This window comes from Flavobacterium sp. FlaQc-28, assembly GCF_044007415.1.
Taxonomy (GTDB): Bacteria; Bacteroidota; Bacteroidia; order Flavobacteriales; family Flavobacteriaceae; genus Flavobacterium.
The window spans coordinates 276239-300166 of the sequence record NZ_JBIPCM010000006.1 but is presented as its reverse complement, the minus strand read 5'-3'; the positions used below and the strand labels follow the sequence as shown (position 1 = coordinate 300166).

Below are 23928 nucleotides of genomic sequence, written 5' to 3'. Positions count from 1 at the left end.
AGAATTTGTTCTACAAAACTACTCTTTTTTATGAATAGCTTTTTCATAAAAATCGATAAAAAAATGTTAAGCCCCAACAAACGATTATAGATCTACTATCGAAAGCAGAGAACCAATAATTCTGTTATTCCAAAAAACTTGTCTCAGCAAAAAAAATGAAAAAAAATAACATTTCTCAAACATCAACCCTAACAATCTGAATAACTGATTTTTATTTTTCAAATTATTTTCATCTTCCAGCTTGTTTTGCTCTTAAATCCTCTTCAATTTTTACTGCCCATTTTTTGGAACCAACATTGTCTTTTAGTTTTGCCGAAAATTTTAAAAAATTAATGAAAATGAAAAGATTCATAATTACTTTCTTGTTTGCTTCTGCAATAACAACTGTAAGTGCTCAGACTAAAACTGAGAAAACAACGAAAAATGACTTCAATAAATGGTCTATTGAATTAGGAGGAGGATTTAATAAACCACAAAGACCTATGTCTGCAAACTATTTCACTTCTACACCAAGTCCTTATGTAGTAGATTTAGGAGTTAGATATATGTTTAATAACAAATTTGGTCTTAAAGCTGATTTTGGTTACAACAGTTTTACAGGAAAAAATAACTCTGTAGATTTTGATACTAAATACTACAGAGCAGATATTCAGGCTGTAGCTAACTTAGGCCGCATCATGAATTTTGAATCATGGACTAATACAATTGGTTTACTTGGTCATGCTGGTTTTGGATTGGCACAATTAGAAGACGAGAATTCAGCTGTAAAAGATAGAATGGGTAACTTCATGGCTGGTATTACAGGTCAAATTAAATTATCAAACAGAGTTGCTTTGACTGGAGATTTTACAACTATTCTTAACGCATCTCAAAACGTAACTTTTGATGCTGCAACGCCTTCTAATTCTAGAGGTTTTTCAGGAATCATTTTTAACGGAACTGTTGGTGTAACAGTTTATTTAGGTAAAAATGAAAAACATGCTGACTGGGTAATCGATAACGAATCTGAAATTGACGAATTGAAGCAAAGAATTACCGATATCGAGACTTCTATGCTGGATACTGATAAAGATGGTGTGCCTGATTATTTAGATGAGGAACCAAACACAATTTCTGGTGTAATGGTTAACACAAAAGGAAAATCTATTGATGTAAACAACAACAATGTTCCTGACGAATTAGAAAGCTATTTATTAAAAACTTACGGAAGTAACACTGATAAATCGCCAATTTTAAACAACAATGAATTGGTTAAAAACTTAATCAACAGTAACTACGTTTGTACTTATTTTGATTTTGGAAAATCTACTCCAACAAATGTTTCTACAGAAGGTATCGATTTCATCTTAACTTATTTAAGAAACAATCCTACTGCTTCAGTTGACATTATTGGGCACGCTGACGAAATTGGTAAATCTGCTCACAATGATAAATTATCGACTGCAAGAGCAAACAATGTAAAAAACACATTGATAAAAGCTAATATCAATCCGTCAAGATTAAATGTTATTGGAGCTGGTGAAGACACTTCAGTAAACAAAGATTCTGATGGAGCTAGAAAACTAGTAAGAAGAGTTACTTTTAGAGTAAAATAATTTTCTAAATACAAGTATTAAAAAGGGGAATAATCTAACGATTATTCCCCTTTTTGCCGTTAAAATTCACCTCATAAATTTTACAAAATTCTTCCAAAATTATACAATTGTTTATCCCTTAATATCTTCAACTTTGCAGTTAATTATGAAAAAAGCACTTCTCATACTTCTTTCTGTTTTTTATCTGGTAATGTCGTCAGGGTTTACCACGATCACCCATTTTTGCAAAGGAGTAAAGCAGGAAACAAGTCTTTTTTCGGGCGCACATACAGGAAAAATATGTCCAAAATGTGCGGCAAAAAATTTACCAAAAAGCAAAAACTGCTGTAAACATAAAACACAGCTGAACCAAATTACTGAAAAAGCACACCAAAAAGTTGTTAAAGATGTTGCTTTTAAAACTTTAGATCTGCCAGTACCTGTTTCGATTCATGAGACAATACTTGGTCTTCTATTACCTAAAGTAAATAAACCAAACTATTTTTTTAGTGCATTTATTCCTCTAAAAAGCAATCCGCTTTATATTTTTTACTGCGTTTACCGAATTTGATTTTTAGCAATTGAATAAACTGCAGCATTTTTCAAAGAAATGTTGTCAGATTTCTATTGTCTAATTTTTAAATACACATCATGAAAATGCAATGCTTTGCATTGATAGTGTTCAGTTTTGTCTCAGAAAATCTGCTTGCACAAACGGTAACATTATCTAATGCTCTTGAACGTTCGATTCAGAATTTTGAAAAAATAAAAGCTAAAGAAGCAGTTGTAAAAGCTGCCAAAGAAAATATCACTTACCAAAAAAGCACTTATTTACCAGACTTTACCCTAATGGCACAGCAAAGTTATGGTACTATTAATGCCATAAACGGACCAATGTACAGTTTTGGCGGATTGGGCAGTGCTGCAACGTCTATGCCATTACAGGATCAAAACTGGAATGCTGCTTTTGGTTCTCTTTACCTGGCTAATATCAATTGGAATTTATTCACTTTTGGAAAAATTAAAAACCAAATAGGAATTGCCAAAGCTGATGAAAACAAGGCACAAAAAGATCTGGATCAGGTAAAATTCCAGCATCAAGTAAAAGTAGGCGCAGCATACTTAAACCTGCTCGCTGCACAGCGTATTAAATACGTACAGGAAAAAAATCTTGATCGCGCTCTAGTTGTAGAAACTACTACACAAAGCCGTACTGAAAGCGGTTTACTTCCAGAGGTCGATTATTCATTAGCCAAAGCTGAAGTTGCCAATACAAAAGCAGCAGTTATAAAGGCTTACGATATGGAACTCGACCATTCTAAATCGCTGGCTGTAATGTTGGGCGAAAACTATCAAACTTATAAACTCGACAGTCTTTTTACAACTACAACACCTGTCTCGCTTTTAGAATCGACTGTAGAACTTAGCAAACATCCCCTATTAGAATGGCAGAAAAGTGCTGTTTTAAAAAGTGAAAATCAAGAGAAATTGCAAACATCTCTTGGTCTGCCGAGCATCTCTGCATTTGGAGTAATGCAAGGACGTGGTTCCGGTTTTGATTGGAATTATGTACAAGACAATTCGGCTTTTAATCGATCTTATCTTGATGGCGTGGGAATAGACCGCAGTAATTATCTTGTTGGAATAAACCTAAGCTGGAACCTGACAAATCTATACCGTCAGTCTTCTAAAAAACGGGAACAAAAATTCATAACGCAGTCTTTACAGAATGAATATGAATATATGAGTCAAGAGTTAACAGCGCAGCAAAAATTGGCTGAAGATAAACTTAAAAATGCTTACGCCACTTTTGAGCAAAGTAAAACACAAGTTACTGCTGCTGCAGATGCCTATCGTCAACATTCAGCTTTGTATCAAAATGGGCTTACCACTATTGTAGACTTAACACAATCTTTCTACACATTGAATAGAGCCGAAATCGAATACGAAATTGCTCAAAACAATATTTGGCAGGCCTTATGGATTAAAGCAGCAGCAGCTGGCGACTTAAACATTTTACTCAACGAAATTCAATAAACCCGAAATTATGAACTTAATACGTTTTGCCTTGCGCAAGCCTATCTCTATTATGGTGATAGTGCTGGGGCTTTTATTCTTCGGGATCAAAGCTGCTAAAGAAATTAAAGTCGATATTTTACCTGACATGAATCTTCCTGTCGTATACATCGCCCATTCATTTAATGGTTACACACCACAACAAATGGAAGGTTATTTTACAAAAATGTATGTAAACATGATGCTGTTTACAAGCGGAATAGAAAGTATTGAAACTAAAAATACTCAAGGACTTACTTTAATGAAAATTAACTTTTATGAAGGTACTGATATGGGACAGGCAATTGCCGAAATCAATGCACTTTCTAATCGTTCGCAGGTATTTTTACCCCCGGGCGCTCCGCCTCCATTTATCATTCGATTTGATGCGTCGTCGCAGCCAGTTGAACAATTGGTTTTTAAAAGTAATTCGAAAACAAATAATGAACTGCAGGATATTGCCAATTTTACAGCACGACCATTTTTAATTAAAATTCCAGGATTAACAACGGCACCTCCTTTTGGCGGAAGTCCTAGAACTATCGAAATTAACATTGATCCTAATAAACTGCGTACACATCAATTAACTCCTGAGCAGATTGTTGAATCTATCAGCAGAAATAATATCACATCGCCATCAGGAAATATTTATGTGAACGATATTAATTACTTAACGCCTACTAACAATACTATAAAGGAGGTGGCAGATTTTGGTAATATTCCAATTTTTAAAGGAGGAGTTGATAATGTTTACATTCGTGATGTAGCAACCGTAAAAGATGGTGCCGATATTACGACTGGATATGCCCTTATTAATGGTACAAGATCCGTATATATAAACATTGCAAAATCAGGAAATGCCTCTACTTGGGAAGTCGTAAAAAATCTTAAAAAAGCGATTCCGACCATTCAGAACAATTTACCAGATGATGTCACTATTTCCTATGAATTTGATCAATCTGTTTATGTAATTAATGCCGTAAAAAGTTTAATTACCGAGGGCGTTTTGGGAGCCGTACTAACGGGATTAATGGTATTATTATTTTTAAATGACAAAAGAGCCGCTTTAATAGTGGTGCTTACAATTCCAATTTCAATTATATCAGGAGTACTATTCCTAAAATTATTTGGACAAAGCATCAATATTATGTCATTATCTGGATTAGCACTAGCCATTGGTATTTTGGTTGATGAGAGTACGGTTACGATCGAAAATATCCATCAGCATTTAGCAATGGGAAAAACAAAATCCAAAGCAATTTTAGATGCTTGTAAAGAAATTGCATTTCCTAAACTATTAATTCTATTGTGTATTCTTGCCGTATTTGCTCCAGCATTTATGATGACCGGCATACCAGGTTCATTGTTTATGCCATTAGCATTGGCAATTGGTTTTTCAATGATATTCTCCTTTATTCTATCGCAGACATTTGTTCCTGTATTAGCAAACTGGTTAATGAAAAACAATGAAAACCACACGCACAAAGAAGACAAATTTGATGGCTTTAAAAATCGTTTTGTACAGTTCTTACAATCTATAATGCCAAAGCGAAAACCAATATTAATTGCAAGTTTCATTATTGCGGCGCTTAGTGTATTCTTAGTGTACAACAATACCGGAAAAGATGTATTGCCAACCGTAAATTCAAGTCAGTTTCAAGTACGTATAAAAGCTCCTGAAGGCACTCGAATTGAAAAAACAGAACTAAAAATAAAACAAGTTTTAAAGGAACTTGAAACCGTTATTGGCAAAGAACACATTAGTATTTCATCTGTGTTTATTGGTCAGCATCCTTCTTCATTTGCGGTAAGTCCTATTTACTTATACAATGCAGGTCCGCACGAAGCATTAATGCAAATTGCACTAAAAGATTATGATGGAAATACCAATGCTTTAAAAGAAGTCATTCGTAAACATATGAAAGAGAAAATGCCTGAATTGCATTTTTCTTTCGAACCAATAGAACTTACCGAAAAAATACTAAGTCAAGGAACCAATACGCCTATCGAAGTGCGTTTTTCGGGAATGATGAAAAAGATGAACGTTATGTACGCCAATAAACTTTTGGCTAAACTAAAAGAAATTGACTATTTGCGAGATCAGCAAATTCCGCAGTCTCTAAACTATCCCGCTTTTGATATTAATATTGATCGTGTAAGAGCTGCTCAATTAGGAATTGATGCGCAAGACATCGCGCGTTCCTTAGTTCCAATCACCGCTTCTTCTCGTTATACCAGTAAAAATATGTGGGTTGGCGGAATGATGGGAATTGCTTATGATGTGCAAGTGCAAACGCCGCAAAACATTCTAAACACCAAAGACGAACTGATGAACGTTCCACTAGGAAAAAACTCAGACCGCCCAGTTCTTGGTGATGTTGCTACAATTACACCAACCAAAGTGTTAGGCGAAAGTTATAATCTGGGAACAATGGCTTACACTCCAGTAACAGCAAATATTCATGATGCAGATCTTGGCCGCGCTCAAAAAGATGTACAAGCTGCAATAGAATCTCTTGGAGAATTACCAAAAGGAGTAAATATTCAAGTATCTGGAATGGTTCCTGTACTTGATGAAACGATGAACAGTCTAGCAACAGGATTACTAATCGCCGTTATTGTAATTTTCTTAATGCTGACTGCCAATTTTCAATCCTTCAAAGTGTCATTGGTGATTTTAACAACAGTGCCATTTGTAATTTTAGGTTCATTGCTTTTAATGAAAATTACTGGATCGACATTAAACCTGCAATCGTATATGGGAATCATTATGTCTGTGGGAGTATCAATTGCAAATGCGGTATTATTAATTAGTAATGCAGAATCGCTTCGTTTACAAAATGGCGATGCTCTAAGTTCAGCCATTCAGGCAGCATCATTGCGTATTCGTCCTATTATCATGACAACGTTAGCCATGATTGCAGGAATGCTTCCAATGGCAATTGGACATGGCGAAGGCGGTGATCAAGTTGCTCCTTTAGGAAGAGCAGTAATTGGAGGACTTATTGCCTCTTCGTTTAGTGTACTTCTTTTATTGCCATTAGTATTTGTTTGGATACAAAACAAAACCTCTACACAATCATCTTCATTAGATCCCGAAGACGAAAACAGCATTCATTATATAACATTAGAAAAATAAATCATGAAAATAGTATATTATATCTTAATAGGAATTGTATTTGCATCATGCAATTCAACACCTCAGAAAGAAGAAAAAATGGCAGCAATGCCAATGATGATGCAAAGTTTTGAAACTATTTCTATAAAAAAAAGCAATCCATTAGTTCCCTTAAAACTTGCGGGCGAATTAATCTCTGATCGTGAAACTTCTATTTATGCAAAAGTCAATAGTTATGTAAAAAAGATGTCAGTAGATATTGGTTCAACAGTTACTGCGGGGCAAGTTATCATGGTTTTGGAAGCACCCGAAATTCAAGCACAATTAGCTGCAGCTAAATCAAAATGGAAAGCGCAGGAAGCCATATATATAGCAACAAAATCGAATTATGACAGAATGTTTAAGGCTAATGAAACAAAAGGTGCTATTGCAAAAGATGCATTAGATCAAATAACAGCCCGAAAATTATCTGATCAAGCACAACTCGAAGCCGCAAAATCAGCCTATCAGGAAATACAAGTCATGAACGATTATTTGATAATCAGAGCGCCGTTTAACGGAATTGTTGCAGAACGAAATGTAGATTTAGGTTCGTATGTTGGACCAATGGGGAAAGGTTCAGACAAGCCGTTATTAGTTATACAGGACAACAAAAAACTGCGTATTTCACTTTCGATACCCGAAGCCAATACACCGTATTTAAAATTAGGAGATTCTATACATTTTAAGATAAATTCTATTCCTAATAAAAAGTACATGGCAAAAATTTCACGTAAATCGGGAGTTTTAGATTTCAAACTTCGTTCTGAGAAAATTGAAGCCGATATTATGCAGGCTCATAAAGAACTAAAACCATTAATGGTTGCAGAAGCCATGCTTCCGCTGCAGGCAAATGAACCTACTTTTTTTGTGCCTAAAACAGCATTAGTAGAAAGCAATACCGGCGTTTATGTAATTCGAATTGAAAACAGTTTGACTAAAAATATTCCCGTAACCAAAGGGCGTGCTTTAGCCGATCAAGTTGAAGTTTTTGGTGAACTGAATGAAGAAGATAAAATTTTAATGAAAGCTACTGAAGAAATACTAGAAGGAACAAATATTAAAAAACAAAAAAATGAAAAGAGTAAATAAATACCTTATTATCGGAGCAATAGCTTTGGTAATCGCATCATGTCAAAAACAAGAGAAAAAACAAGAAACTATTGCGCAAAAAAGCATTGAACAACCTGTAAAAGAAACTTTTGCTGCACCAAAAGGAATTCATGTAACTAATGAAGAAGTCTGTATGGTAAACAACATTCATATGGGCAAAAAACAAATGGAAGTTCCGTTTGAAGGAAAAATGTATTACGGCTGCTGCAATATGTGTGTAGAACGAATTTCAAACGAAGAAAGTGTTCGAACAGCTGTAGATCCGCATACTGGGAAAAAAGTGGATAAAGCTTCCGCTTATATTATTTCGTTAAACGAAGAAGGAAATGTCGCTTATTTTGAATCAGAAGAAAATTATCTAAATTTTATTAAATCCGGCAGTTAATCAAGATTGCTTTCAAATTTTAAAAAGCCTGTAAACTAAAAATTTACAGGCTTTTATTTAGTATTAATCGGCTGGTTTCAAATTGTCACCATCTTTAAAATGCAGTCTTCTAAAAACCAATCCAGATAAAATAGTTAAAGAACCAACCACTAGAAAAGTGTATCTAAAAGCATTATGAATTTCGTTATGAATAAGTTTTACATCACCTTGAAAAATTTTAAGAACCAGCAATCCAAAAGCGATACCAAACCCAATCGCCAATTGCTGATTTACCGAAATTAATGAATTACCGCTGCTTGTATGATATTGCCTTAAATCGGCAATAGAAATTGAATTCATCGAAGTAAATTGTATCGAGTTAAAGAAACCCAATACCGCAATAATAGGAACGTACCAATATATAGAAGTATGAATAGATGGAATAGCCATACAACAAATTAAAACACCAATAATAAAAGTATTCACCATTAGCGTTTTTCGATAACCAAATCGGTTCAAAATACCAATCACCGCCGATTTTCCAAACATCGCGGTCAGAGCCATAGGCGCTACAATCCATCCAGATACCACAGCCGATTGTCCGTAAGCGATCTGAATCATCATTGGTAATAATAACGGAACTGAACTAATCCCTAAACGGGTAGCCAAATTACCAACAATACCCACTCTAAACGTTCGTACCTGAAATAAATTTAAAGGAAAAATAGGATTATTGTCTTTTGAAGCATGTCGATAATACCAATACAGCATTAAAAATCCCGACATTAATATCACTAAAACCGGCGAAACACGAACCGTATTACCAAATAATTCCAACGAAATAGACAATAAAAGTGAAGCTGCCGCAAAGATGAAAAAGCCTTTTAAATCAAAATCAATAATCTTAGATTTATAATTGGGCATATATTTCAAACTTAAAAGAATTCCGATAAGTCCAAACGGAATATTGATCAAAAAAATCCAATGCCACGACAAATAATCAACCATATAACCTCCTACCAAAGGTCCTAAAACCGGCCCAATTAAAGCAGGGATTATGGCAAAGTTCATCGCCTTAAGCAATTCCTTTTTAGGAAATGTTTTAATAAGTGCCAGCTTTCCTACGGGCGTCATCAAACTTCCGCCGACACCTTGAACGATTCGAGCTAAAACTAAATGCGTCAAATTCTGAGAAAGTGAGCAAAATAAAGAACCGAGACTGAATAAAAACAAAGCAAAAATAAAAACTTTCTTCGTACCAAATTTATCCGATAAAAAACCACTTACCGGCATAAAAAGCGCCAAAGTTAAAACATAACTGATAATTGCATTTTGCATATCCAGCGGAGACTCATGCAGATCTTTAGCAATAGAAGGCAGCGAAGTATTCAAAATTGTCGAATCCAGCATCTGCATAAAAATAGAAGTCGCTAAAATAATGGGGAGAACCTTTTTAATCGCTTCATTATTCTGCTCTGTAGTTACTGTCATCATAGTTACTTTTAGAATTGAGCTCTTTTGTTTATTCTTTCAGAAAAAAGTTTGACACCCAAACTTCCATTTCATCCTATGAATAAAGATACAAAAAACATTCTTGTCCATTGTAAACTACTTTAATTTGCCACTTTATCTGCCACGACTCGAGCGATAGCGAACAGGCGAAGCAATTACACTAATTTTCACGAATTATTTTTATTTCACGCAGATTATGCAGATTTAATTTGTGATAATTCGTGACTCGAGCGACAGCGAATAGACGAAGTAAATTCGTGGCAAAAAAAATCATTTTAATCCTTTCAATCTGTGGCTGTATTTTCTCACGCAGATTTGGCAGATTTAGCAGATTTGATTTGTGGAAATTTGTGTAATTCGTGGCAAACAAAAATCCATTTTAATCTATTTTATCGACGGCTAACCTTTTACTTATTGATTTGTCTCCAAATTTTGGTACTAAAATCATCTTTATACATTAACCTGTTTGTTCGTGTAGGATTCACGCGATTGGTCAGAATAATCAAAAATCGATTAGTATCACGATTCATAAAGAAAAAAGTTCCTGTAAAACCAGTATGTCCAAAATCATTCGCTTTAAAAAATTCGTCTGGTTTTCGTTTATCAAAACCAAGTCCGCGGTAAATTCCCTCTTTAGCAAGAGGCGAATCTGTAAATTCTTTTACCACTTTTGCTTTTAGGATTTGCTTTCCTTTGTAGTTTCCATTGTTCATTAACATTTTGCAGATGACAGCAATCGATTCTGCATTTGCAAACAAACCTGCATTTCCAGAAACACCGCCAAAAATAGCAGCCGCTTCATCATGAACATATCCTTTAATGGTGTCCTTTCTAAAAAAATTATCCAGTTCAGTTGGCATTACATTTTCTATCGAAGTCCATTTTAGCGGATTATATCCAATTTTCGAAATGCCTAATTCAGTATAAATTTCATTTGTCAATTGATCTAGTTTCTTTCCCGTTTTTGCTTCGATCATTTGTTTTACCAAAAGCAGATTCAGATCGCTGTAAACATATTTCCCTCGTGTGTTAGTGTTTGCAACCGAAATTTGCTCGTAAACCGTTTTATAAAATTCAGGATTTAACCACATATTTTTATAAATCTGAATCCAATTTTCTTTAGGAACAAAAGAAAGATAATTCGAATCATAAACAATATTCTTGTTTACATACATTGTATCAAACAATTCGGGATAATTCTCTGATTTTTTATCACTCAATAAAGGAGAACCATCAGGTGTTGAAAGCAAACTTTGATAAAAAGTAATACTTGCTTTTAATCCTGAAGTATGCGTTAATAATTCAAAAAGTGTTAAATCGGCAATGGCAGTATTTTTATAAAACGGAACAATTTTGCCAACTTGATCAGTAAGCTTTATTTTGCTTTCTCCAACCAAACGCATGGTAACAAGCGTTGCTCCTAAAACTTTAGACATCGAAGCCAAATCGAAAACATCGTCTGTTTTTACTAATTGTTTTTTAGTATAATCATGGTAACCATAATTTTTGGATATCAGATTAAAATCTCCTGTACCTACAATAATCTGAGCTCCTGGAAAAAAACCTTTTTCGAGCGCATGAGTCATCATCGAATCAATATAAACGTCGTTTTGTTCTACTTTTGCCGACTCAAATTTCTGTGCTTGTATCGTATTTAACGAAATAAGAAAAACAGCAACCAGTAATACACTTTTTCTCATTGTTTTATTTCTTTATAAATTCGACTGGAGCACTCTCCGTTTGCGTCTGGCTTAACGCGGAAACAGCATAAATATAATTTTCTAAATCAGCATTTGGAACTTCTAATTTTACGGCTGTTGTTACGTAGTAAATATTCGCTGGATTAGAAAAATCAGTTATCTTTCCTTTTGGGAATTTATAAATTACGTATTTCTTGTCATTGATTCCTGCCTTCCATGTAAGCGTTGCTTTATCGCCTTTATGAGCAATCGAAGCGCTTGTAGGCGGTTGTGGTTTTATTCTTGTAATTCTGTTTGCTTCGGGCGTTAAAGCAATATACTTGTATTGTTTTTCGATAAGAGCATTTCTTAATGTATCTCCTTTTTTAAGAAATGAGTTTGCCGTAAAATGCATCGAACCGTCTATTTGAGGCATCGTGCGAATCATTTCAATCTGTTTTACAATTTGATCTGGACTTCTCCATTCTGGTTCTTTTGCCGTTTTTGAAATTTTATAATCGCCGTGACCGATATACACATTAGTTCCGTATTTGTGCGCTGCCCACCATTTTGCCAAAACTTCAAAATTAGCTCTGTCAAAACCAATGTGCCAATACAATTGCGGTGTAATATAATCGATCCAGTTTTCTTTCTGCCATTTCAAGATATCAGCATACAAATCGTCATAATTAGTAGCTCCCGCTCTGGTATCAGAACCGTCTGAATCTTTTGCAATATTTCGCCAAATGCCAAAAGGTGAAATTCCGAATTCCACTTCGGGTTTATTAGCAATTATGGTATCTCGAATTTGTTTGATTATTAAATCGACGTTGTCTCTTCGCCAGTCGTCTTTGTCTCTAAATTGTCGCGGTTCTTTTGCAAAAGCTTTTTCATCTGGAAACTCTTGTCCCTCGATTTTGTATGGATAAAAATAATCGTCCATATGTATCGCTTGAATATCATAATTTCGAACTATTTCACCTACTACAGAAGCAACAAAATCTCTGGTTTCTTTATACCCTGGATTAAAATATCTCGATTTTCCATATGTCAAAAATAATTCTGGTTTCTTAAAATACAAATGAGTTTTAGCCAATACTTCTTTAACTGTATCCTTTTGTACACGATACGGATTTAGCCAAACATGAACATTCATTCCTCTTTTTCCCGCTTCATCAATCATCATTTGCAGCGGATCAAATCCAGGAGCAACGCCTTGAGTTCCTGTTATCCAATGCGATGCCGGCTCTTTTGTCGACTTGTAATACGCATCGGCAGTTGGACGAATTTGAAAAATTACAGTGTTCAAATTATTAGATCGTAAATTATCCAAAATGGTAATCATTTCAGATTTCATCTGCTTGTCTGACAATCCCGGTTTGGATGGCCAATCAATATTATCTACGGTCGATATCCAAGCTGCACGCATCTCTCTTTTTGGTGATTCCTGACTGAAAAGTTTCGTTTGAAACAGTAGTATCAGTAGTAAAAATTTTAGACTTTTCATAAGTACTATTTTTGGTTATTTAGTATAGTTTGTATTTATCGTTGAAAAATTTAACCGCAATCCCGATAGCTATAGGGAGTAAAAATTCACATAAAGTTCGCTAAGTTATCTTTAATTTGTCTTTTAATCTTTGTGCATTTTTTTTTTACGCTCCCGATAGCTATCGGGATGGCAGATCAAGCAGATTTAATTTGTGGAAATTCGTGTAATTAGTGGCAAACAAAAATCCTTTTAATCAGTGGCTGTTTTTTTACACAGATTTAGCTAGATTAATTCGTAACTAAAAAACCTAACAGGTTTTGAAACCTGTTAGGATAACCAACCAAAATATATGCGCTCTTTTTCATTTTACAACATCACAACACACAATCTCTTACTTAACTTTAATTTTTCTGATTGAAAAAATTATTAAAGAACAACAATTGAAACTTTAAAGAGTTTTCCCAATATTCTGTATTATGCTGTCCGGGGCGTTCGATATAATCGTGATTTATTTTTAACGCCAGCATTTTTTTATTCAGCTCTCTATTTACATCAATAAAAAAATCATCTACACCACAATCTATAATCAATTTTAAATGGCTGTTTTTTACCAAATCAAGCATATTGGTTACCGTATTCTTATCCCAATTTTCAGGAAATTCTGTTATAGCACCAAGTCGCTTTTTGATATCCCACTTTTCAGGAAACGGACGAAAATCTACACCGCCGCTCATACTTCCTGCTGCACCAAATACATCCTGATGTTTAAAAGATAAATACAAAGCTCCATGTCCGCCCATGCTTAAACCTGTTATGGCTCTAGCTTCGCGAGTTGCAACTGTTTTGTACTTTTTATCTATAAAAGGAACTAATTCATTGATAACATAAGTTTCGTATTTGAAAGCAGGATCTATCGGACTGTCAAAATACCAACTTGAATAATTCCCATCAACACCAATGGCAATAAAGCCGTATTGATCAACTTGTTTACCAACATCTTTAAAACTTTTTACCCAAGTGGCATAATTCCCGCTGTATCCATGAAGCAGATACACGACCGGAAATTTCTTTTTGCTTTTTTTATATCCATCAGGAACAATTACACAGGTTTTTATGTTCTTATTCATCGAAGCACTAAAAACCTGAATAGTATCAATTTTAGCCGCTTTTGCAGAAAAAAATACGAGTGTCAGAAGTAAAGTGCAGATTGCTTTTTTCATAAAATCTTGTTTTAAACTGTTAGAAGATCAAATTTGAAAAACTTATTTCAAACAATCTCTTAAAATTGTTACGGGATGCATTGCTTTTCTATTTGTCCCGTCAAAAATCTGATGACGACAGCTGGTTCCTGCAGCCGCGATTGCCGTTCTTGAATCGGTTGCACGAATTTTTGGAAACAAAGTATCCTCTCCCATTTGCATACTAATTTCGTAATGCTCTTTTTCATAACCAAATGAACCTGCCATTCCGCAACAGCCCGAATTATAAATTGTAACCGAACTATTTTTGGGCACATTAAGCATTGTAAATGAAGCTTCAACAGTACTTAATGATTTTTGATGACAATGTCCGTGAATCTTTATCGTTTTTGCTGTATCAGAAAATTGCCCTGAATGAATTTTTCCTTTTGTAATTTCTCTTTTGAAAAACTCTTCGACTGTAAAAACATTTTTTGACAGCTTTTCGGCACTTTCTTTATCTTTTGCTAATCGGAGATATTCATCTCTAAACGTCAATATCGCCGATGGTTCGATTCCTATTAAGGGAATTTCTTCAGATATTAAATCTTTAAAAATAGTCACATTTTTATTGGCTATCTCCTGCGCTTCTTCCAAGAAACCTTTTGACAAAAAGGCTCTTCCGCTTTCTTCGTGATCTGTAATTATTACTTCGTAACCTAAAGCTGTCAGTAATTCATATGCATCGATACCAACAGAAACATCGTAATAATTGGTAAACTCATCACAAAAAAGATATACTTTTCCGTTTTTAAAAGAATTATTTTCTGCTGTTTTTTTATTTTTTCCGTACCATTTTTTAAAAGTTTTGGATGCCAAAAGCGGTACTTGTCTTTCAGGAGCAATTCCCATGCTCTTTTTAACCAAAGATAAATTGGCAACAAAATTGGTCATTGATGGCGTAATACTTCCAAACTTATTCAATTTCGAGTTGAACGCAAAAATTTTACTGCGAACAGAAAATCCATTTGCTTTTTGATATTGGTATAAAAATTCGGCTTTTAAAGTTGCTACATCTACATTACTCGGACATTCGCTGGCGCAGGCTTTACAGCTTACACACAACTCAAATACTTTATATAATTCTTCGTGGTCGAATTTATTTTCTTTTTCAGAATTGGTTAAATATTCTCTCAACGCATTTGCTCTCGCACGAGTGGTATCTTTTTCATTTCGTGTGGCACGATAACTTGGACACAAAGTTCCTCCCGCCGAAGGTAATTTTCGACAGTCTCCAGAACCGTTGCATTTTTCGGCAGCACGCAAAATTCCTAAACTATCAGAGAAATCCTGAATCGTTTTAATTTCTGGTTCTACTCTGCCAGCCTCGAAACGAAGATTTTCATCCATTTTAGAAGCATTTACAATTTTTCCAACATTCAAAATGGTATTGGGATCAAATGCTTTTTTTATTCGTTTCAGCAGTTCATAATTTTTGTCACCAATCATAAAAGGCAGAAACTCTCCTCTTAAAATTCCATCGCCATGTTCACCGCTTAATGAACCTTTATATTTTTTTACCAAATGAGCCACTTCAGTAGATATATTTCTAAACTGATGTAACCCTTCTTTTGTTTTTAAATTTATCTTCGGGCGTAAATGCAATTCTCCCGCTCCCGCATGAGCGTAATAAATTGCACTTTGTCCGTGCCTTTCCATCATGGCTGCAAAATCAGCAATGTAATTTGGAAGATCGCTGAGTTCAACTGCAGTATCTTCGATAGAATCGGCTGCTTTATCATCGCCTACAATACTTCCTAAAAGCCCTAAACCTGCTTTTCGAACCTCATTTACTTTATCAATATCGGCTCCGTAAATTTTAGGCAGCGCATATCCAAAATTGTTATCTTGAAGATCCTTAATCAAAGCATCCGCCTGTAATTCGGCATCTTCCATACTAATATGCGATCCTACTTCAAGCATAATAACTGCTTTTGGTTCTCCCACAATAAAAAATCTGTTTTTAGATTGCTCTCTATTCGTTTTGGTACAATCTAAAATAGTGTCATCCATCATTTCGCAAGTGTACAAATGATGTTTCATTGCTGTAACCACAGCTTCCAAACTTTCATGAATGGTATGAAAGTGTGCTACCACCATAATATTGTTTACGGGCGGCAAATCATCAACTTTCAAAGTAATTTCGGTTGTAAATGCCAAAGTTCCTTCGCTTCCGCAAAGTAATTTCCCTAAATTGATTGTATTTTCAGTGCCCGAAAAAAGTTCTGATTTTAATAATGCATCAATTGCATAACCTGTATTCCTTCGATGAATTTCAGGTTTTGGAAATTCTCTCTTAATTTCTTCCTGATTTTCTTTATTCGAAAGTTCCTTGTAAATGGTTTGGTAGATTTTACTTTCTAAAGAATCGCCTTTTGTTTTCTCTATAAATTCTGCTGAAGTCAAATCCTTAAAAACGGCAAGACTTCCGTCACTTAAAACTGTTTTTAACTCTACAATTTTATCGCGGGTAACGCCGTAACGTATTGAGGTAGTTCCTGATGAATTATTTCCAACCATTCCACCAATCATACATCGATTTGTGGTTGAAGTGGTTGGACTAAAAAATAATCCGTGAGGTTTTAAATATAAATTCAATTCATCGCGAATTACTCCGGGCTGAACTGTTATGGTTTTCTTTTCGGCATCAAAAGCAACAATTTTAGTAAAATGTTTAGAAACGTCTACAATAATTCCGTTTCCAATGGTTTGACCCGCCAAAGAAGTTCCTGCGGTTCTAGGTGTTATTGAAATATTGTTTTCTGAAGCAAAGCGAATGATTTTTACAATATCTTCTTCTGTTTTAGGAATCGCAACGGCTTCTGGCATAATTCTATAAGCAGAAGCATCTGTTGCATACAGTTTCTTATGAAGATCATCATATAAAAGAGTACCTTCTAGAGAATCGGATAATTGTTGTAATTGGAGAGAATCGGGCATTGAATGAGTTTTGTTTTTTGATACAAATGACAAACTTTAATTTAACAAATATATACAAAAAACAAACCAATTTCATTATTTTGCGTGATTTAACAAAATAAAATCAAAATAACGCAACATAATGCAGTAAATCCTAATCAAAAAGTTAGTTACAATATAAAAACGCCTGATTTTTTATATTCTTCCAACCTTGCATCTTCAGGATCCAATTCTGTAACGATGGTGTCTAATTGATTAAGATCACAAACAACATGAGGCATTTTAGTATTTAATTTATTTGAAGAAAACATTGAAACAACTCTATCAGAAGCTTCTATCATAGCTTTCTTAACAATTGAAATCTCATACCCAACTTCCGTAAGACCTTGTTTGATATTAATACTGCTGGCTCCAATAAAGCAAATGTCGGCTTTAATTTTAGACACAACTTGAATTACGTCCATACCAATTGTAACCATTGCGTTTTTTTGCATTTTACCTCCAATAAATATTAAATCAATATTTGGATGTTGTGACAATTGCATTGCGATTGGTAAACTGTATGTATAAATAGTTGCTTTTAAATCTGAGGGAATTAATTTTGCAAAAACCAAATTGGTACTTCCGCCGCTCATTATAATAACCTGGTCATCATGCAATAATGACAATGCCTTAGTAACAATTTTTTTCTTTTCGTCTTCGGCAGAGATTGCAATATTAAAAAGATCAACAGATTTCTCTGTTACCTGAATAGCCCCGCCATACACCTTCTCCAGCTGTTTTTTACTATCCAATTCATTCAAATCTCTTCTAATTGTATCTTCTGACAAATCCAGAGCCAAAGCCAAATCTGTGGTGACAACTTTCTGTTCTTCAATGAGCTTAGTCATTATATATTTATGTCTCTCGGCTTTCAGCATATTTTGAAAATGTTAAAATTCAACACAAATATATCAAATATTTCAATTGCAGGAAGATGTTCCACAAAAAACCGCAATAGTTTGCATTTTAAAGCTTAAAAAGTAAAATCAGAAAAAATAAACATTCAAATAGTGCGTTATTTTGCAGTATTTGAATAATTTTTTGAAAAAAAATACACAATCCCGCATTTATTTGAAAATATTTTCTAAATTTCGCCATTCTAACCAAAACAATTAAGCCAATATGAAAAAAAAGTATTTAGTTCTTTTACTTTTCTTTTTCGGAATACTCGCAGGTTATTCCCAAAATTCAACCGTAAAAGGTAAAGTCACAGATGGTAGTGGAAACTCATTGCCGGGAGCAAACATTTTAGTGCAGGGATCTAAAGATCAAACTTCTACAGGAGCTGATGGAACTTTTACGATAAAAGCCCGTCAGGGTGATGTTCTTCAAGTGTCTTACATCGGTTTTAACAACAAAGAAGTTATTGTAAACGGAAATGATTTAAAAATTGTTATTTCTGAAAGTGCACAAACCTTAAACAACGTAACAATTGTGGGTTCAATGGGTATTGTACGTAATAAATCTTCTTTAGGATATGCTGTTCAGGAAGTAAAAGGTAAAGAAATTGCAGACACACAGCGTCCTAACTTTGCTACTGCATTACAAGGTCGTGTTGCAGGTTTAAATGTAACAAGCACTTCTGGTGCTCCGGGTGCTTCGGCAGCGATTCAGTTAAGAGGAGTAAATTCGCTTAGTGGAAGCAACTCTCCCTTGTATGTTGTAGACGGCTTACCGGTAAGCAACGAAACAATGGATCAAGCTTTGACTATTTCTAATGCTCCAAACAGAACGCAGGATTACACCAACAGAGGTGCAGATATCAACCCAGAAGATATTGAATCTGTGGTTATCTTAAAAGGACCGGAGGCAGCAGCCCTTTACGGAATGCAGGCTGGAAATGGTGCAATCGTAATTACTACTAAAAAAGGTAAAAAAGGCGTTGGAAGACTTACTTATTCTACTAATACACGATTCGACAATTTATACCGTTTTCCAGAAACTCAAAAAGTATATCAAAGAGGTTCTGACGGTGTAAACAATCCAGACTATAGAAGACAATTTGGAACGGCTTACGAACCGGGAACTCAATTTTATAATAATGTTGAAAATTTCTTCAAGACTGCCGTTTCGACCAATCATAATCTTTCATTTGAAGCGGGTACAGAAACTACTTCGTACCGATTATCTCTTTCAAACTTAGAGCAAGAAGGTGTTGTTCCGAATACAGGTTACAGCCGTTTGACTGCTAATTTAAATGCTACTGCAAAATTATCTTCAAAGTTAAAATCTGAAGCTAGTTTTAGTTTTACAAAATCAGACAATCAAAAAGCAGCAAAAGGAGCTGGATCTGCTGTTCAAATTCCAGGTGTAAGAGATGCAGGATATTTACTTTCGCTTTTAACATGGCCGGCAAATGATGACGCCAGCAATTATTTAAATGCTGACGGAACGAGAAGAAAAATTACGACTGGTGTTTTAGATACCGAAACTGATAATCCGTTCTGGGATGTAAACAAAAACTTATCTGAAGATTTTAATAATCGTTTTGTTACCAATGTTGGATTGATTTACGACCCAACTTCTTGGCTTAACTTTACAGGTCGTGTGGGCTGGGATGTGAATTCTGCCCAAGGTTACAGAGCCATTCATCCAGAATCTGCTGCGGGTATTACTCCAGGAGGTTACATCGAATCGTACTATTCTAATACCAGTAATTTAAACACTACTTTATTGGCTACCGCTAAAAAATCATTCGGAAAATTCAATACCAAACTTATGGTGGGTAATTCAGTTAATGATAATGATTTTAGAATTTTATCTACAACAGGAAGCCGATTCTTTGATCCTAACTTCTACTCTATCAACAATACTGATGCTACAACGCAAAGATCTCAGGAGAGAATTATTCAAAGTAAAATTATTGGTTTCTTTTCTGAGTTGAGTTTAGATTATGACAAAACCGTTTATTTAACATTAACTGGGCGTGAAGACTGGACTTCTGTATTACCAGATCCGTTTTTCTATCCTTCTGTTTCAACGAGTTTTGTTTTCACAAACTTAAACGGATTGAAAAATAAAGAAACACTTTCTTATGGAAAATTGAGAGCTTCTTATGCAGAAGCAGCTAATATCCCTTCTCCATATTCTGCACAACCCGTTTTCAATCCGCAATTAACTACAGACGGTGGTTATGCGTATGGTGTTACTGGAGCAAATGCGAATTTGAAACCTGAATTCCGTAAATCATTTGAATTGGGTACAGAATTAAAATTCTTTAACAACCGCGTTGGATTAGATGTTGCGGTTTACAGCACAAAAACAATCGATCCGATTCTAAGAAATATGCGTTTAAGCTACGGAACAGGATTCGTTGTAACTTCTGCAAACTTTGGAGATTTACAAAACCAAGGTTTAGAGATTACTTTAAACGCATCACCAATACAAAATGATAATTTTACTTGGAATGTAAGTGCTAACTTCAGCAAAACACGTTCTGAATTATTAAATCTTCCTTCTGTTATTTCTGAATATTATGTTTCAGACACTTGGCTTTACGGAAATGTTCGCGGCGGTGTAACTGTTGGAAATCCATTAACGACTTTAACAGGAAATGATTATTTGAGAAATAATGCAGGCGAGCCATTAATCGATCCAAATAGCGGTTATGCTTTAAAAGATCCAAACTTTAAAATTATTGGAGACAGAAATCCCGATTTTATGCTTGGTTTACAAAATACTTTTACATACAAAGATCTTAGTTTATCATTCTTGTTAGACATAAGAAAAGGCGGCGATATTTACAACGGAACTGAATTCTATTTGTACCAAAACGGTTTATCGACTAAAACTTTAGATCGTGAACAAACAAGAATTGTAAAAGGTGTTTTAAGAGATGGTTTAGAAAACTCAGCTACTCCAACACAAAATAATATTCCGGTAAGACCAAGCGTTCAAAACGAATATTACAGAACTGGTGCTATCGACGCTGATTTTGTCGAAAAAGACATCAACTGGCTAAGAATGAGAGATATTACTTTAAGCTATAAAATGCCTTCTGAAATATTGAAAAAAACATTCATTAACGCACTTTCTCTTTATGTAACAATGACCGATGTTTTTATCATTACAAATTATACTGGAGCTGATCCTTCGGTTAATGGAACTAATGCTTCAACTGGAGGTGCTGGAGGAACAGGTTTTGACTTTGGAGTAGTTTCTACACCAAGAGGTTTGAACTTAGGATTAAAAATCGGACTTTAATTAATTGACCATGAAAAATATTAAAACATATATAGCCGCATTAGGTCTTGTAGCCACAATGATTTCTTGCAACGACTTAGAAGATATAAACGTAAATCCAAGTTTTCCTGTTGATGTTTCGGCACCAGCTTTACTGCCTCCAATCGAGCAGCAAATGGCTGTGGGATTACAATTTGACAACAGATGTTTAGGACGATACACTCAAAATTTCAGTACTGCTACGGCTGGTGCTGTAGGAAGTGAATGGGATCGTTTTGGATATCAATCAAATAGTGATACAGGTGGCGAAATCTGGAAAATGGCTTATTTTTCTATTGGTTTAAACTTAACCAAATTACAAGAAAAAGCAGTTTCGGAACAACGCCATGATATTACTGGTATTGCAAAAGTAATTAGAGCTTGGACTTGGCAGGTTGCAACAGATTATCATTCTGAATTAATTAATTTTGATCAAGTTTTTACTTCACGTCTTTCTTTTGATTATGTTCCTCAGGAACAAGTATATGCTGAAGTGGTTCGTTTATTAAATGAAGGTTTAATAGATTTAAACCGTACAGACGGAAGTGTTTCTCAGACTTACACTGCTGGAGGAGATAAAATGTACGGCGGAGACCGCTCTAAATGGGTTAAGTTTGCTTATGGAGTTTTGGCTAGAAACTTAAACAATCAAATCAATAAAGCTTCGTACAACCCAGATAAAGTAATTGAGTACTGCGATAAATCATTGGCTTCTAATGCAGATAATGCTTTAATTAGATACAACGGAACAGTAGCTGCAGACATCAATTTTTATGGTCCTGGAAGAAATAACTTCAATACCTACCGTCAAACTGATTTTGCTGTGAGAACAATGGACGGAACTCTTTTTGGAGGCGCAAAAGATCCTAGAATTTCTAGAGTTTTAGCACCGTCTGTAGGTCAATCTGAATTAGCTCCGGCATCTGCTGCAAATCCAGATCCGAGTAAATATACTTTTAATGGAAACCCGTTAAATACTACAGCTTCTACAGTTGCAACAAACGTAAGCAGAATTCCAAATATTTATGGAACGTATGCTGCAGGAACTATTACAACTCCGGGAAGATATATTTTTAGAGATAAAGCAAATTTCCCTTTAATGACGTATTCAGAAATTCAATTTATTAAAGCTGAAGCAGCTTTTATAAAAGGAGACAAAGCCATGGCTTTAGATGCTTACAAAAAAGCAATTGACGCCAATATCGATTTTGTAAATTCAAATACTGTTGTAAGTACAATTTTCCCTATTACATCGACAATTACTGCTGCTGAAAAAACAGCATTCTTAACCAATGTCAATATCGTTCCAACGGCTGCAAACTTGACAATCAGCCATATCATGCTTCAAAAATATGTAGCTTTATTTGGTTACGGCATGCTAGAAACTTGGACAGATTTGCGTAAATATCATTATGATGTAAATATTTACAGAACAATGAATTTTACACCAAACGGAGGTGTATTTGTTGACAATAATGGAAAATTACCATACAGAGTTCGTCCGAGATTTAACTCAGAATATGTTTGGAATTTTGATGCTTTAAAAGCGATTGGAGCAGATAAGGTAGATTACCATACTCAAGAAATGTGGTTTTCTAAAAATTAATTTCTTAAAAACTAAAAATCTATTAGATGAAAAATATATTTAACACCATAAAAAAGTCAATTATTCCAATTCTTGGAGTGCTTGCATTTACATCCTGCGGCGACGAAAACGACCAGACTCCTTATCAGAGTAAAGAAGGAATTGCAAATGCTTCTAACGTAAAATTTATTCACACAGCTGTTGGTCCAAATGGAACTAATTTTCAAATTAATTACTTTACAGGAACTGAAAAAATTTCGGCTGTAAGTTCTACAACCGGAGTGCAAATCGGAATGAGTTATGGCGCTCAATATCCAGTGCCAATTAATTATGTTTTGATGAAACCGGGAACACAGCCTTTGAGTGTTTTAACGCCTGCAACTCCTGCAGTTAGCATTTTCAATGGAAATATTACTACTGAAACGGGAAAATATTATACGAGTTTCTTAGTATCAACACCGCCGTCTGTTACGCCGCCGGTATATTCTCTTTATCAATTAAATGATGATTTAGCTGTTGCTGATTTAGACAAGACTAAAGCCTATATTCGTTTTATAAATGTTATCAGCAATTCCGCACCTGCAGGTTATGATTTGGGATTAATTAAAGAAACATCAACTATTGGTGCAACGCCAGTTACTACAAAAGAAGTTTATACTTATAGAAATGTAACATTTAAGGGCGGTAACGAGAAATACATTGCTATTGAGCCTCAAGACCCAATAGATACAAGAGGATATCAATTGCAGGTTCGTGTTGCAGGTTCTCCAACAAATGTTCCGGGAACAACTACAGGAACTACAATTGCGAATCTTGCCAATTCACCAGCAAATACTGCTTTTGTTCCTAGAGCGGGAAGAGTTTACACAATTTATTGCAGAGGAATTATCGGTGGATTACCATCTGCAACTTTAAATGCACCATCTGTTACTTTCATAACAAATAAATAAACTTAAAAATCGAACCACTTTTTGATTAAA

General features: G+C 34.8%; 16 protein-coding genes. 9 read left to right on the top strand and 7 right to left on the bottom strand.

The features are described from left to right. Positions 1-229: 229 nt before the first annotated feature. Complete coding sequence (locus ACHRVL_RS16880; protein WP_256371859.1) at positions 230-352, bottom strand: hypothetical protein; 123 nt, start codon at positions 350-352, stop codon at positions 230-232. Here ACHRVL_RS16880 and ACHRVL_RS16875 point away from each other — a divergent pair. The 6 genes from ACHRVL_RS16875 (at position 339) to ACHRVL_RS16850 (ending at position 8284) form a co-directional block, all read left to right on the top strand. Beyond that, positions 339-1595: an OmpA family protein gene (locus tag ACHRVL_RS16875; protein WP_395414653.1), complete on the top strand. Its 1257-nt coding sequence runs from the start codon at positions 339-341 to the stop codon at positions 1593-1595. The genes ACHRVL_RS16880 and ACHRVL_RS16875 overlap by 14 nt on opposite strands. Positions 1596-1740: 145 nt before the next feature. After that, the gene (locus ACHRVL_RS16870; RefSeq protein WP_395414652.1) at positions 1741-2145 is read left to right on the top strand and encodes an HYC_CC_PP family protein; all 405 of its coding nucleotides are present in this window, start codon (positions 1741-1743) and stop codon (positions 2143-2145) included. Between the two features lie 80 nt (positions 2146-2225). Beyond that, positions 2226-3611, top strand: a complete 1386-nt coding sequence (locus ACHRVL_RS16865) for a TolC family protein (RefSeq protein WP_395414651.1) — start codon at positions 2226-2228, stop codon at positions 3609-3611. A gap of 10 nt (positions 3612-3621) precedes the next feature. Further along, positions 3622-6768, top strand: coding sequence for an efflux RND transporter permease subunit (locus tag ACHRVL_RS16860; RefSeq protein WP_395414650.1), 3147 nt, complete (start codon positions 3622-3624; stop codon positions 6766-6768). 3 nt (positions 6769-6771) lie between these two features. After that, entirely contained in the window at positions 6772-7878 is a 1107-nt protein-coding gene (locus tag ACHRVL_RS16855) for an efflux RND transporter periplasmic adaptor subunit (protein WP_395414649.1), read from the top strand. Continuing rightward, positions 7862-8284, top strand: coding sequence for a hypothetical protein (locus tag ACHRVL_RS16850; RefSeq protein ID WP_395414648.1), 423 nt, complete (start codon positions 7862-7864; stop codon positions 8282-8284). Before ACHRVL_RS16855 ends, ACHRVL_RS16850 begins: the two co-directional genes overlap by 17 nt. A 63-nt stretch (positions 8285-8347) precedes the next feature. Here the strand turns inward: ACHRVL_RS16850 and ACHRVL_RS16845 are convergent, their stop codons facing one another. From ACHRVL_RS16845 to ACHRVL_RS16820, 6 genes are all read right to left on the bottom strand, one after another. Next, positions 8348-9757 carry an MFS transporter gene (locus tag ACHRVL_RS16845; RefSeq protein WP_395414647.1) on the bottom strand — a complete coding sequence of 470 codons (1410 nt, stop codon included), beginning with the start codon at positions 9755-9757 and terminating at the stop codon, positions 8348-8350. A gap of 425 nt (positions 9758-10182) precedes the next feature. Next, positions 10183-11475, bottom strand: coding sequence for a serine hydrolase domain-containing protein (locus ACHRVL_RS16840; protein ID WP_395414646.1), 1293 nt, complete (start codon positions 11473-11475; stop codon positions 10183-10185). A 4-nt stretch (positions 11476-11479) separates the two neighbouring features. Further along, positions 11480-12961 carry a glycoside hydrolase family 10 protein gene (locus ACHRVL_RS16835; RefSeq protein WP_395414645.1) on the bottom strand — a complete coding sequence of 494 codons (1482 nt, stop codon included), beginning with the start codon at positions 12959-12961 and terminating at the stop codon, positions 11480-11482. Positions 12962-13344: 383 nt separating this feature from the next. Continuing rightward, positions 13345-14163, bottom strand: coding sequence for an alpha/beta hydrolase (locus tag ACHRVL_RS16830; RefSeq protein ID WP_395414644.1), 819 nt, complete (start codon positions 14161-14163; stop codon positions 13345-13347). A 42-nt stretch (positions 14164-14205) separates the two neighbouring features. Then, positions 14206-17121, bottom strand: coding sequence for an FAD-binding and (Fe-S)-binding domain-containing protein (locus ACHRVL_RS16825; RefSeq protein WP_395414643.1), 2916 nt, complete (start codon positions 17119-17121; stop codon positions 14206-14208). Between the two features lie 149 nt (positions 17122-17270). Then, positions 17271-18020 (bottom strand): DeoR/GlpR family DNA-binding transcription regulator, encoded by a 750-nt coding sequence (locus ACHRVL_RS16820; protein ID WP_129022747.1) that lies wholly within the window; start codon positions 18018-18020, stop codon positions 17271-17273. Between the two features lie 244 nt (positions 18021-18264). On the opposite strand from ACHRVL_RS16820, the gene ACHRVL_RS16815 reads away from it, so the two are divergent. Genes ACHRVL_RS16815 through ACHRVL_RS16805 form a run of 3 tightly spaced genes read left to right on the top strand, consistent with a single transcriptional unit; the run spans position 18265 to position 23898 of the window. Beyond that, positions 18265-21345, top strand: coding sequence for a SusC/RagA family TonB-linked outer membrane protein (locus ACHRVL_RS16815; RefSeq protein ID WP_395414641.1), 3081 nt, complete (start codon positions 18265-18267; stop codon positions 21343-21345). Positions 21346-21355: 10 nt separating this feature from the next. Further along, positions 21356-22969: a SusD/RagB family nutrient-binding outer membrane lipoprotein gene (locus tag ACHRVL_RS16810; RefSeq protein WP_395414639.1), complete on the top strand. Its 1614-nt coding sequence runs from the start codon at positions 21356-21358 to the stop codon at positions 22967-22969. A gap of 26 nt (positions 22970-22995) precedes the next feature. Then, entirely contained in the window at positions 22996-23898 is a 903-nt protein-coding gene (locus ACHRVL_RS16805) for a hypothetical protein (RefSeq protein ID WP_395414637.1), read from the top strand. Positions 23899-23928: the final 30 nt, after the last annotated feature.

Coding starts and splice junctions, on each gene's coding strand:
- ACHRVL_RS16875 (WP_395414653.1), top strand. CDS start 339: ATGAAAAGATTCATAATTACTTTCTTGTTTGCTTCTGCAATAACAACT.
- ACHRVL_RS16880 (WP_256371859.1), bottom strand. CDS start 352: ATGAATCTTTTCATTTTCATTAATTTTTTAAAATTTTCGGCAAAACTA.
- ACHRVL_RS16870 (WP_395414652.1), top strand. CDS start 1,741: ATGAAAAAAGCACTTCTCATACTTCTTTCTGTTTTTTATCTGGTAATG.
- ACHRVL_RS16865 (WP_395414651.1), top strand. CDS start 2,226: ATGAAAATGCAATGCTTTGCATTGATAGTGTTCAGTTTTGTCTCAGAA.
- ACHRVL_RS16860 (WP_395414650.1), top strand. CDS start 3,622: ATGAACTTAATACGTTTTGCCTTGCGCAAGCCTATCTCTATTATGGTG.
- ACHRVL_RS16855 (WP_395414649.1), top strand. CDS start 6,772: ATGAAAATAGTATATTATATCTTAATAGGAATTGTATTTGCATCATGC.
- ACHRVL_RS16850 (WP_395414648.1), top strand. CDS start 7,862: ATGAAAAGAGTAAATAAATACCTTATTATCGGAGCAATAGCTTTGGTA.
- ACHRVL_RS16845 (WP_395414647.1), bottom strand. CDS start 9,757: ATGATGACAGTAACTACAGAGCAGAATAATGAAGCGATTAAAAAGGTT.
- ACHRVL_RS16840 (WP_395414646.1), bottom strand. CDS start 11,475: ATGAGAAAAAGTGTATTACTGGTTGCTGTTTTTCTTATTTCGTTAAAT.
- ACHRVL_RS16835 (WP_395414645.1), bottom strand. CDS start 12,961: ATGAAAAGTCTAAAATTTTTACTACTGATACTACTGTTTCAAACGAAA.
- ACHRVL_RS16830 (WP_395414644.1), bottom strand. CDS start 14,163: ATGAAAAAAGCAATCTGCACTTTACTTCTGACACTCGTATTTTTTTCT.
- ACHRVL_RS16825 (WP_395414643.1), bottom strand. CDS start 17,121: ATGCCCGATTCTCTCCAATTACAACAATTATCCGATTCTCTAGAAGGT.
- ACHRVL_RS16820 (WP_129022747.1), bottom strand. CDS start 18,020: ATGCTGAAAGCCGAGAGACATAAATATATAATGACTAAGCTCATTGAA.
- ACHRVL_RS16815 (WP_395414641.1), top strand. CDS start 18,265: ATGAAAAAAAAGTATTTAGTTCTTTTACTTTTCTTTTTCGGAATACTC.
- ACHRVL_RS16810 (WP_395414639.1), top strand. CDS start 21,356: ATGAAAAATATTAAAACATATATAGCCGCATTAGGTCTTGTAGCCACA.
- ACHRVL_RS16805 (WP_395414637.1), top strand. CDS start 22,996: ATGAAAAATATATTTAACACCATAAAAAAGTCAATTATTCCAATTCTT.